The organism is Rhodococcus sp. IEGM 1409 (genome assembly GCF_030056735.1).
GTDB lineage: Bacteria > Actinomycetota > Actinomycetes > Mycobacteriales > Mycobacteriaceae > Rhodococcus_F.
This window is the reverse complement of the sequence record NZ_JASHKN010000007.1, coordinates 194,747-205,948: the sequence shown is the minus strand read 5'-3', so window position 1 is coordinate 205,948 and position 11,202 is coordinate 194,747. Positions and strand designations below refer to the sequence as shown.

Annotated in this window: 10 protein-coding genes; 4 read left to right on the top strand and 6 right to left on the bottom strand. The window is 63.1% G+C overall.

Going from position 1 to position 11,202, the window contains the following annotated elements:
• Position 1: 1 nt before the first annotated feature.
• From QM716_RS19420 to QM716_RS19410, 3 genes are all read left to right on the top strand, one after another.
• The gene (locus tag QM716_RS19420) at positions 2 to 892 is read left to right on the top strand and encodes an alpha/beta fold hydrolase (RefSeq protein WP_283305703.1); all 891 of its coding nucleotides are present in this window, start codon (positions 2 to 4) and stop codon (positions 890 to 892) included.
• A gap of 77 nt (positions 893 to 969) precedes the next feature.
• Positions 970 to 2,379 (top strand): GGDEF domain-containing protein, encoded by a 1,410-nt coding sequence (locus QM716_RS19415; protein ID WP_283305702.1) that lies wholly within the window; start codon positions 970 to 972, stop codon positions 2,377 to 2,379.
• A gap of 5 nt (positions 2,380 to 2,384) precedes the next feature.
• Entirely contained in the window at positions 2,385 to 2,984 is a 600-nt protein-coding gene (locus QM716_RS19410) for a histidine phosphatase family protein (protein ID WP_283305701.1), read from the top strand.
• 6 nt (positions 2,985 to 2,990) lie between these two features.
• Here QM716_RS19410 and QM716_RS19405 read toward each other — a convergent pair whose 3' ends face one another.
• The 6 genes from QM716_RS19405 to QM716_RS19380 all read right to left on the bottom strand — a co-directional run bounded on the left by QM716_RS19405 (position 2,991) and on the right by QM716_RS19380 (position 10,625).
• Positions 2,991 to 3,980: an ABC transporter ATP-binding protein gene (locus tag QM716_RS19405; RefSeq protein WP_283305700.1), complete on the bottom strand. Its 990-nt coding sequence runs from the start codon at positions 3,978 to 3,980 to the stop codon at positions 2,991 to 2,993.
• Positions 3,980 to 5,077, bottom strand: a complete 1,098-nt coding sequence (locus QM716_RS19400) for an ABC transporter ATP-binding protein (protein WP_283305699.1) — start codon at positions 5,075 to 5,077, stop codon at positions 3,980 to 3,982. Before QM716_RS19400 ends, QM716_RS19405 begins: the two co-directional genes overlap by 1 nt.
• Positions 5,074 to 6,168, bottom strand: coding sequence for an ABC transporter permease (locus QM716_RS19395; protein WP_283305822.1), 1,095 nt, complete (start codon positions 6,166 to 6,168; stop codon positions 5,074 to 5,076). The genes QM716_RS19400 and QM716_RS19395 overlap by 4 nt, the downstream gene beginning before the upstream one ends.
• Complete coding sequence (locus tag QM716_RS19390; RefSeq protein WP_283305698.1) at positions 6,161 to 7,117, bottom strand: ABC transporter permease; 957 nt, start codon at positions 7,115 to 7,117, stop codon at positions 6,161 to 6,163. The genes QM716_RS19395 and QM716_RS19390 overlap by 8 nt, the downstream gene beginning before the upstream one ends.
• A gap of 96 nt (positions 7,118 to 7,213) precedes the next feature.
• Entirely contained in the window at positions 7,214 to 8,833 is a 1,620-nt protein-coding gene (locus QM716_RS19385) for an ABC transporter substrate-binding protein (RefSeq protein WP_283305697.1), read from the bottom strand.
• 193 nt (positions 8,834 to 9,026) lie between these two features.
• Positions 9,027 to 10,625, bottom strand: a complete 1,599-nt coding sequence (locus tag QM716_RS19380) for a Na+/H+ antiporter (protein ID WP_283305696.1) — start codon at positions 10,623 to 10,625, stop codon at positions 9,027 to 9,029.
• Between the two features lie 26 nt (positions 10,626 to 10,651).
• On the opposite strand from QM716_RS19380, the gene QM716_RS19375 reads away from it, so the two are divergent.
• Positions 10,652 to 10,972, top strand: coding sequence for a UBP-type zinc finger domain-containing protein (locus QM716_RS19375; protein ID WP_283305695.1), 321 nt, complete (start codon positions 10,652 to 10,654; stop codon positions 10,970 to 10,972).
• The last annotated feature ends 230 nt before the right edge of the window (positions 10,973 to 11,202 follow it).

The following is an 11,202-nucleotide window of genomic DNA, read 5'->3' as shown; positions in this document are numbered from 1 at the left end:
CGTGCCGGAATTGTTCCACGTGAAACCACCGGGCGAGATCTTGCAGGTCGGCGAGAGCCGACTGCATGTTCTTGCCGAAGGCGACGGCCCCGTCGTCGTCCTGTGCGGCGGGCTGGCGGGCAACTGGTTCGACTGGGATGACTGCGCACGTCATCTCCAGTCGGACCACACCGTTGTCCGGTTCGATCGCCCGGGTTTCGGACTCAGTGAGCCGTCTTCCGAAGTGCCGACCGTGCACGGTGAAGCTCAGCGGATCCTCGATGTTCTCGACGCTTTGGGGTTGGCGGGGCCGGCCGTGGTGGTCGGCCACTCCATCGCCGGTTTCTACGTCGAAGGCTTCGCGCGCCTGTTCTCCGATCGGGCAGCGGGCATGCTTCTCCTCGATTCCAGTGCCGAGAAGGAGCCGAAACGCCTTTTCCCGCGCGACCTACTGCTGATCGCCTCCCGGGCCGCCGCGGCCTCGTTCAGCACTACCGGGTTGCAACGACTCCTCGGCACCACGACGCGCAAGATTCTCAACCAGTCGGTGCCACCGAGCGGATCCTCGGACGCGACGCTCGAATGGGTCCGGAAAATCTACCGCGAACCTCATTATCTGGAAGCGGCGATGATCGAATACGTCGCATACACCGATATGGCGTTGGAGCTCACCGCTTTACGACGGTCGAGCACACACCCGCTGCCCGACATCGACCTCAGCGTCGTTGCCGCTCACACGGGCCACACCACTCCCTGGTCCATCGCCTGGATGGCGAAGCAGCAGAAACTCGCCACCTACCTCGGCGGGAGTTTTCACGTTTTGCGTCCGGCGCATCACCACGCCATGATCGATCAGCCCGAGGAGTTGGCGGACTTGATTCGGCGTCTCACGCACCCGAGCCGTCGAGAATGACGCTCAACGTACAACTCGGACAGTAGCCGGATCATTGCTAGTCTCGGACAGCTTCTGCTTTCTACGACAGGCTGACCATGGACCGTTCGACACGTCGGGTGCGCTCGTGCCTGATTTTCGTGGCGATCCTCGTTGTCGCCCTGGCGGGCATCGCTGCCCGTCCGCCCGGGTTTCTGTCGACCTTCTGGCCCGCCAACGCGATCCTTCTGGGCGTTCTCCTTCGTAACCCACGCTCGTTTGCGCCGATCGGACGGGCTGTCGGCGGCGCCGCGCTGCTGACGGCGGATCTCGCGACCGGAAGTTCGGTGCAGCGGGCCTTCGAATTGAATGCGATCAATCTGGTCGGGGTGACGACGGGATTGATCGCCGCGAACTTGCTCGGCTGCGTTCCGAGGCGGATCCCCGAGACGAAGTACACAACCAGAATCGTCCTCGTCTCGGTTCTGGCATCTCTGACGGCCGGGTCCGCCAGTGCACTTCGCACTCAACTCCACGAAGGAAGCGGTGCGGCAACGGAATTGGGGGGGTGGTTCTTCGCCGACCTGTGTACGTATCTGATCGTGTTGCCGATCGTTCTTTCAGCACCGGTGCTCGAACACATTCGTGGGACTTTCGGGCCGTCCGTGCGGCAGAGTCTGCGACTGAGACGGCTCGCACAGATCCTCGCACCACTGGCCGCACTGCTGGTCTGTCTGCCACTCGCCTTGGAAGTTCAGGGAGCCCTTGCGCTGCTGCTGCCGATGCCGGCGCTCCTGTGGTGCGCAATGCGGGTCTCGCTGTTCAGCACTTCGCTCCTGGCAGCCGGATGGAGCGCGTGGGCCCTGGTCATGGCGGGTAGGGGACGCCTGGCACTCGCTGATCCGGTTCACCTACTGAGCGAGGGCGTGACCACCCGGATCTCCGTCATCTTGATGGCGCTCTCCCCCATCGCCGTGGCCGTCGCCACGGGAGCGCAGCGGCGCGCTGAGCGAGAACTCCAACGCATCGCCGAATGCGACGCCCTGACCGGAACGCTGAGCCGACACGCGTTCTGGACCCGGTCGCAGGAACTCCTCGACACCCAGCACACAGCGCAGCGATCGATCGCCGTCATGATGCTCGATCTCGACCGCTTCAAATCGATCAACGACAACCTCGGCCACCTCGCCGGCGATTCGGTCCTCGAACAGTTCGGAACCACCATCCTTGCCACCACCGAAGGGCTGGGACTCTCCGGTCGCCTGGGTGGTGAGGAATTTGCCGTCGCCGTCGCCGACTGCACCTTCGAGGAAGCCGTCCAGCTCGCGGAGCGCATCAGAGAGGCGCAAGAGGCGCACTCACGATCGATTCGCGGTTTCGCGGGCACCGTCAGTATCGGCGTCGCCTGGGTCGACCGTGCGATGCCGGACATGGAGACCTTGCTCGACATTGCCGACAACGCGATGTACCAGGCAAAGCGCGAAGGACGAAACCTCGTGGTGGCGTTCGATCTCTACATGGCAAGGTGACGTAGGTGCAACTACTCCTGATCCGACACGCGCTCCCCGAACTGGCCGAGGTCACCGAAGGCCGCGCCGATCCCTCGCTGACCGACGAAGGCCGTGCCCAGGCGCTTCGGCTGCCCGCAGCACTGGCACCGTACCGGATCACCGGACTCTTCAGCAGCCCGCAGAAGCGCGCACTCGAGACCGCGGCCCCGGTAGCGCAGGTATTGGACCTTCCGGTGACCCAGCATGAAGGTCTGGCGGAGTACGACTACGAGCAGCCCCACTACATCCCGATGCACGAGGTCCTGGAGCGGGCGCCGGAAACCTATGCGCGCATCAAAGCCGGCTGGCTCCCGGAGTCGGTGGACGGCGACGCTTTTCGTACGCGAGTCCTCGGTGCGATCGACGAGACAGTCGCGGCAACCGACAACGACGCCACCGTGGCGATCTTCTGCCACGGCGGCGTCGTCAACATCGTTTTGCAGGACCTCCTCGGGCTGGAGCGTCCGTTGACCTTCCCGATCGAGTACGTCTCCGTCACGCGAATTCTTGTTTCCCGGAATGGAAGCCGAAGAGTCGGGTCGATCAACGAAACAGGTCACGTGCGCAACATGTTGCGCGTCTAGCTCAACTCATACGTGATGGCACGCCACCTGATGGCCACCCTCGACGAGACGAAGTTCGGGCACTTCCTCGGCGCAAAGATCAGTGGCCAGCGGGCACCGCGTGCGGAAGCGGCAGCCACTGGGCGGATTGAGCGGCGACGGCAGTTCGATGACCTTTTGCTCGACGTTCTGCGCCGCGGTGACCGTGGCGTCGGGATCGGGAATCGACGCCAGCAGTAGCTGCGTGTACGGGTGCAGCGCGCGGTTCTGCATGTCTTCCGCGGGAACGATTTCGCACACGCGGCCCAGGTACATGATCATCACGCGGTCACTGATGTTCTTCACGACGGCCATGTTGTGCGCGATGAACAGCAGGGACAGCCCGTGACGCTTCTTCGCGTCCTCGAGCAGGTTCAGAATCTGCGCCTGCACGGACACGTCGAGGCTCGAGACCGGCTCGTCACAGATCAGGACCTTGGGGTCGAGCATCAACGCGCGGGCGATGCACACACGCTGGCACTGTCCGCCCGAGAGCTCGCGCGGGGTCCGGTCCCACACCATGTTTGGGTCCAGCCCGACCTCGGCAAGAACCTCGCGCGCCCGAGCTTCGATGGCGGCCTTGTCTTTTCCGCCCCAGATCGACGGACCCTCGGTGATGAGAGCCTTGACCTTACGGCGCGGGTTCAGCGAGGAGATCGGATCCTGAAAGATCATCTGCAGCTGAGTACGACTGCGACGCAACTCTTCCGCGCCCAGAGCCGTCATCTCCGTCTCACCCAGGCGAATGGAGCCCGACGTCGGCGATGGCAACTGCATGATCGCCCGGCCCGCCGTGGACTTGCCACAGCCGGATTCACCGACCACGCCCAAGGTTTCACCCGGAGCGACGGTGAAGCTGATCCCGGACACGGCGTGAACCGTCTGACCCTTGCCGACGTTGAATTCGACGACCAGGTCCTCGACCGTCAAGGCCGCGTCCACCGTCTCGGGCTTTCCGGTATCCACTGATGCAGTCATCAGACCATCTCCTTCACCGCGAGCGTCAGGCCCGCTGCGGTAGTGCCGGCCTTCTCGTTGGCGACCAATGCCGTTGTGCCTTCCGGGGTATCGACCGGGTAGTGGCACGCGAACGTGTGACTGTCGGTCGTGTTGTCTCCCGGGCCGCCGGGGGCCAGAGCCGGGTCCCCGGTCAGGCAGTCGTCCTGGGCGTACCGGCAGCGAGCAGCGAAGCGGCAACCGGTGATCGGCTTCGTCATGTCCGGGAGTCCACCCGGAATTGTCTGCAGCACTGTGTGCGTCGGCGATTCGAGTCGCGGAATCGCGGCCATCAACGCTTCGGTGTACGGGTGACGCGGACGAGTGAACAGCTCTTCGGTTGCCGACGTTTCCACGACGGAACCGGCATACATGACCGCCACACGATCGGATCGACCCGAGACCACACCGAGGTCGTGGCTGATCAGGATGACGGCCATGTCGAGCTTGTCGTTGAGCGAGGCGAGCAGATCGAGGATCTGCTTCTGCACCGTCACGTCGAGAGCGGTGGTCGGCTCGTCGGCGATCAGCAGTTTCGGCTCACAGGCCAGCGCCATCGCGATGACCACACGCTGTCGCATACCGCCCGAAAGCTCGTGGGGGTACTGATCGAGCCGACGTTTGGGCTCGGGGATACCCACCATCGACAGGAGTTCCGCAGCGCGATCACGGGCCGCGTCCTTCTTCAGACCAAGGTGGAACTTCAAGGATTCGGTGATGTGCGTACCGATGCGCTTGAACGGATTGAGCGAGGTCATCGGATCCTGGAAGACCATGGCGATCTCGGGTCCCCAGAAGTGCTTCATCTCCGACTTCTTCATCGTCGACATGTCGCGGCCGGCAAACGTCACCGTTCCGGTGATGTCGAGGGCCGGACCCTTCTGAAGCAAGCCCATGATGGTGCGCCCGAGAACCGACTTGCCGGAACCGGATTCGCCCACGATGCCGAGAGTCTCACCGGCGGAGACGTGGATCGAAACACCGTCGACTGCTCTCAACTGGCCACGCGGAGTAGCGAATACGGTTCTGATGTTGTCCGCCTGCAGCAGGGGAACGCCGTTCTGAGCTGAAGTGGTCACAGCTTACTCCGATACTTCTCGCCGATGAGGTTGAAGGAGAACACCGTCAGGAAGAGGAAGACACCTGGTACCAGGACGATGAACGGATGCTTCTCCACGATCCCGCCCTGACCTTCGGCAATCATGTTGCCCCAGGTCGGATCGGGTTGTGCGATACCGAGTCCGAGGAAGCTCAGTGAGGCTTCCGCGACGATCAGACCGGAGACGGCCACCAGGCCGAGCGCAGCGACGGGAACGAGAACATTGGGGACCAATTCGCGCCAGATGACACGCCATTTGGTGGCGCCCATGGCACGAGCGGCAAGCACGAACTCCCGTTGGGCGACAACGACGGTGTTGGCTCTCGCGATTCGAACCATGCTGGGAATGCAGAGAATCGACAGCGCGAGGGTGATGTTGCGCAGGTTCGACGTGAGCACCGCGGCCAGTGCGATCAACAGGACCAGGGAAGGAATGGCCAGCAGCGAGTTGGTCAGGATTCCGACCACGGCGTCGACCTTGCCGCGGAAATAGCCGGCCATGACGCCGATGGTGCCACCGATGATCATGCCGATCAGTACGGCGCAGATTGCCACGGTCAAGGAGGCGCGGGCACCGAACAGGGCACGGGCGAGGAGGTCTAGGCCGAAATTGTTGGTACCCAACGGGTGATCGGACAGCAGGCTCGGCGAGGCGAAGCCCGGCTCGGCCAAGGTCTTGACCGTGTCCTTGTACTCACCGAGCGGCAGCAGCGGTGCAAAGATCGCGGCCAGGATCAGAGCGACCAGCCAGATACACGCCAACCAGTACGACAGATCGAACTGGCTGCCCCACTTGGACGTACCGAGCTTGCCGAGACCCCTGAAGAGGCAAACCAGGGCAACGAGCGCGAGCACGATACGGACGGTCATCATGATGGCCGAACCGAAGAGTGCGGTACCGAGGAGCGCAATCCCGACCACCGTGAGAATCGACCCGATCAGGACCAGATTCTTCGGCTGTTCCAGCGTCTCGACGGGACCGGGAGCCAGCAGGACTGTCTGCTGCCGGTATGTCATCACCTCGGACGGAGCCGGCGACGGGGCCGCTCCGTCTGGCGTCACTTCAGACATGGACACGACGACTCCTCGGGTCAAGATAGGTGTACAGAACATCGATCGCGCTGTTGACGAGGACGTAGATGACGGCAATCACGACCACCGCGCCCAGCAGCATCGGTGAATCACCTTGCTGCGCTGCGCGAACGATGAGCGTGCCCATTCCGGGTAGTGAAAACAGGGTCTCGACGATCACGGTGCTGCCGATCATGCCGCCGAGAGCCAGGCCCATCATCGTGATGAGCGAGAACGACGACGGCCGCAGTGCGTCACTGAAAAGCACTCGCAGCGTGGGCATTCCCTTGGCCTTCGACGCGAGGATGTAATCCTCACGGAGCGTCGTCACCAGGTCGGAGCGGAGAACGCGAGTGAACATCGCCATCTCGAGGAGGCTGATGGTGATCGCGGGAAGTATTGCGTGTGAGAGGTTTCCGGAAAGGCTGTCTCCGATGCGCACCCACTGTGATCGCGGGAACCAGCCGAGCCAGTTGACGGTGACCATGATCAGCAACAGGCCGGCGAGGAAGCTCGGGATGGACAGAACACCGAACGTCGCGGCGCTGATGACGCGGTCGATGACGCCGCCTTCGTGGTGTGCCGACCAGAGTGCGAGCGGGACTGCGACGACGAGGGCGATGACCAGACCCATCACTGCCAACTGAACGCTGACGGGGAGAGCGGAGCTGATCGCGGTGAGGACGTCCTGCTGCGGGGGAACGAGCGAGTTGCCGAGGTCGCCCTGGAGAGCGCTGGTCAGCCAGTCCCAATAGCGAACCAGGAGTGGGTCGTTGAGCCCGAGCTGCTGCCGAACTTCCTCGTACTCGGCAGGTGTTCGGCCTTCACCGAGAACGGAGACAGCGGGATCGCCGGGGATCAGTGATGCCAGCACGAAGGTTCCGAAGCTGACGATCAGGATCACAATGACGAGCTGGCCCAATTTCTTACCTATTGCGCCGATGTTCATCGATTTCGTCTCCTTCGGACAGCGAGCTCGCAATACACAGCAGTTCCTCTGATTTCATTTCTTCGTTCGCACCCGAGAACTAGGACTTCAGGCCCTCTAGGACTTCCAAGCTCCGTCGAAGAGCACGATTCCGTCGAGGCTCTGCTCGAGTCCGTGAACGTTCTGGTTCCACACGTCGAGTGCGGCGACGTTGCCCCACACCTGCCACGGCACGGTCTCGTTGGCGCGTTCCTGGATCTGCGCCAGGACTGCCTTCTTGTCCTCGTCGGTGGTTGAGACGCCCAACTTGTCCAGGAGAGCATCCATTTCGGCGTCGGAGTAGCCGGTCGCGTTGTTGCGGCCACCGGACTTGATGCCCGTGTACAGACGCTCGAAGGGATCAGCCTCGGCGAGGCTGAGTGCTGCGGTGCTCATGTCGTAGTCGTGATCGGCATACATCCGCTTGACCAGATCGCCTGCACCGGTGACATATTCGATCTGAGCGTCGAAGCCGACTGCGTTGAGCATCGCCTGGATGGCCAGAGCCGTTGCCTGCGCCGACGGTTCCTGGATGGACAGGAACGTGATCTTGCCGTCGTAGCCGTCGGCCTTGGCCTGATCGAGCAGTTCCTTCGCCTTGGTGGGATCGACGCCGATCGGTGCGACGTCGTTGTGCCAGCGCGAGGTGTCCTGGAAGATCTCCTGGCCGGGCAGTCCCTTGCCGTTGTTGACGCGCGTGTTGAGCGTCTCCGGATCGACGGCCAGCGCCATCGCCTGTCGGACACGGACATCCGATCCGGGGCGACCCGGGGCCATGTTCACGTTCGCGATGTAGCCGAGCGACGGGATGTCGACGAAGCCGGGGTAACCCGACTCGATCAGATCCAGGATCGGGGTGAGCGTACGCATGTACGCGGCGTCGATGCCGCCCGTCTCGAGGGCTTCAGCGGTGGGCTGAGCGCCGACGATGCTGATCAGCTTGAGCTTGTCGATGTTCGGTGCGCCGCCGTAGTAGTCGGGGCGAGCAGCCAACAGCAGTTCCTCGTTGGGAGCGAACTTCTCGAGGGTGAACGCGCCGGCACCGATCGGGGTGAACTGGTCACCCTGCTGGGCGCTCGGGGCGACGATCATGCCAGGCCCGGTGGCCAGCATCGACTGGATGCCCGTCCACGGATCAACGAGGTTGAAGACAACCGTCGTCGCGTCCGGGGTGTCGATCGAGGCAACCTTGGAAGCCCACAGGCTCGACTGCGGCCCCTTGTTGGTGACGTAGCGGTTGATGCTGTCGGCGACGGCCTTGGAATCGAAAGCTGTTCCATCGCTGAACTTCACACCGTCACGCAACTTCAGCGTCCAGGTCTTGCTGTCCGAACTCGCCTCGAGCGACTGGGCGAGCTTCGGCTCGAACGCCTGCCCGATGGGGTCGTAACGCATGAGCACGTCGTAGATGGCGCTGAGCTCGCTGCCACCGGTGGCGCCGGCAACCTGAGCCTTCGCGGGATCGAGAGTCGTGACCGCCGAGTAGCCGCTGAACGTCAGCGTGCCGCCCTTGGTGGGAGTGCCGGGGTCGGCCTGCTCGTTGACCATGCCGATCTTCAGCGAGGAGCCGGAATCAGCGGATTCGCCGCCGCCATTGCTCGAGCCGTTGTCGGCGCACGACGCCAGGAACATACTTGCGGTGATCGCCAGCGCAGCCGCAGCCAATCTGCGACTTCCGCGGCGGGAACTACGACTCATTCGAATGCCTCCAAGGCGGGGTAAGACCATGACGTGATGTTGAACACGGAACAGTCTGTGATGGGAGGCACAGAAAATTGGATCGAGTCTCGCTCAGTGGAATCGGTTAAGTTGCAGGCCTCAACGGTCAGGTAAACCGACCCTGGCCAGCGAATACCCTCACCGAGATCAGACCTGCCGGTCTAGTCCAGATCTAGTCTCGATCCAGCGTCGCTTCCTCGAGATCGAGCTCTCGAAGGACCTTTCGGAGAACCTCGTCGTCGATCCGGCCGGCATCGCGCTCGGCGATGAAGACACCTCGCTCGGCATCGATCATCTCGAGGCGTAGCGAGCGGAAAGCATTCGAGGGGCTCTCCCCCAGATCCTCGTCGCTGCGTCCGAGCCGCTCCCACGCCGAGTTGGCGCGGTGGGTGTTCCAGCTTCGCAAAATGTCTGCGGCGCGATTCCGGACCTGAGGAACGTCGTCATCGGCGTCGGCTCCGACCAACTCGTCCAGCCGCGCCGCAGCGGCCCGCGCAGCCTTGTCCTGTGCTGCCGCCTCAGCGCGTGCGTCGGACTGCGCTTCGTTGCCCTGCACGCCGAGGACACGGATGACCCACGGCAGCGTCAGGCCGTGCAGCAGTAGCGTGCCGACCACAACGACAAATGTCAGGAAGAGAATCAGCGAACGGCCGGGGAAGTCCTCCCCACTGTTGACCGTCAACGGAATCGCGAAGGCAGCCGCCAGTGACACGACCCCTCGCATACCGGCCCACGACACGACGAATACCGCCCGAGCCGAAATCTCCGGTTCCCTCGCCCTGATGCGGGGAGACAGCCAGCGCGGTACATACGTGAACGGGAACACCCAGGCGATCCGGACCACCACGACGGTCACGAGAACGCCAACCGACGCCCAGACGACGATCGAGGTGCTGTACCCCTGCAATCCGTTGACAACACTGGGCAATTGGAGCCCGATCAGCAGGAAGACGAACGACTCCAGGATCAGGTCGACGGCCTTCCACACTGCCGTGTCCTGCAAACGCGTCGCATAGCTCGCACGGGTGGAGCGCTGACCGAGGAACAATCCGGCCACGACGACGGCGATGACGCCCGACGCGTGGATCTCTTCGGCAGCCAAATAGGTGAAGAACGGCACCACCAATCCGATTCCGCTCTCCATCACCGGATCCTGGAGCTTGCCGCGAACCTTCGAGATGACAAACCCCACCGCGAGGCCGATCACCGTTCCACCGACCGCCGCGACGAGGAAGGTCTCGAAACCGCCGATCAGCGTCGCACCCGTACCGACGGCCGCGGCGAGAGCGACCTTGTACGCCGTCAGAGCGGTGGCGTCGTTGAGCAGGCTCTCGCCTCCCAGCAGGGTCATGATTCGGCGTGGCAGACCGAGCTTGCGTCCGATTGCGCTCGCGGACACCGCGTCCGGCGGCGCCACGATGGCGCCGAGAACCAGTGCGGCCGCTATCGAGAACTCCGGCACGATCAGGTAGGCGACAAAGCCCACCGCGGCCGTCGTCGCCAGGGGAAGCCCCACTGCGAGAAATCCGATCGGACGCAGATTCGAGCGCAAAGCCAGGTATGAACTGTCCAGCGCTGCCGAGTACAAAAGCGGGGGCAGCACGACAAACAGGACAAGGTCGGGATCGAGTTCCAACTCCGGAACACCCGGTATCTGACAGGCGATCAAACCGACCAGGACAAGGATCAGCGGCGAAGACAGTCCGAACCTTCGCGCGACCGCCGCCACCAGCAACGCCGCTACTACAACCCCCAGTAATATGCCGTTCACCCTGGCAGCATGCAGTATGGAAGGCGATGAAGAAAATCCTGAAGCGAGCAGCAGCTCGCACACAGCAGCCCGCACCCGCTCCGACCGGTTGCGAGGAACTAACCAATGCGCCCGAACCGGACCCTGCGGCCCTGACGCCCGGCGTCTGCCAGGAGTGCGCCGAGTTGGGCGAGGATAACTGGTCTCACCTGCGCATGTGCCTGTCCTGCGGCCACGTCGGGTGCTGCGATTCCAGCCCTCACCAGCATGCAACCAACCACTACCGCGACACCGGGCATCCGGTCATGCGCTCGCACGAGCCCGGCGAATCCTGGCGCTGGTGCTACGTCCACGATCTGATGGATTGACCGCGCTCGACTCACAGTGGACTGCGCATAGTGCCCACCTGTCACGGCGCACAGCCCTCGGTGTTGCGCACATTGCTCAATCCACTGGGTAGCTATTGCCCAATCTGTATGCCGATGATGGACTTTGACGCAGAATCTGCACAACAGATCGACAGGTGCGGCTGGACTTTGCCGCACCGAACGGTTCGGCCTGGAGAAAGTCCTGCCAAACATCACAACCACATCGTCGG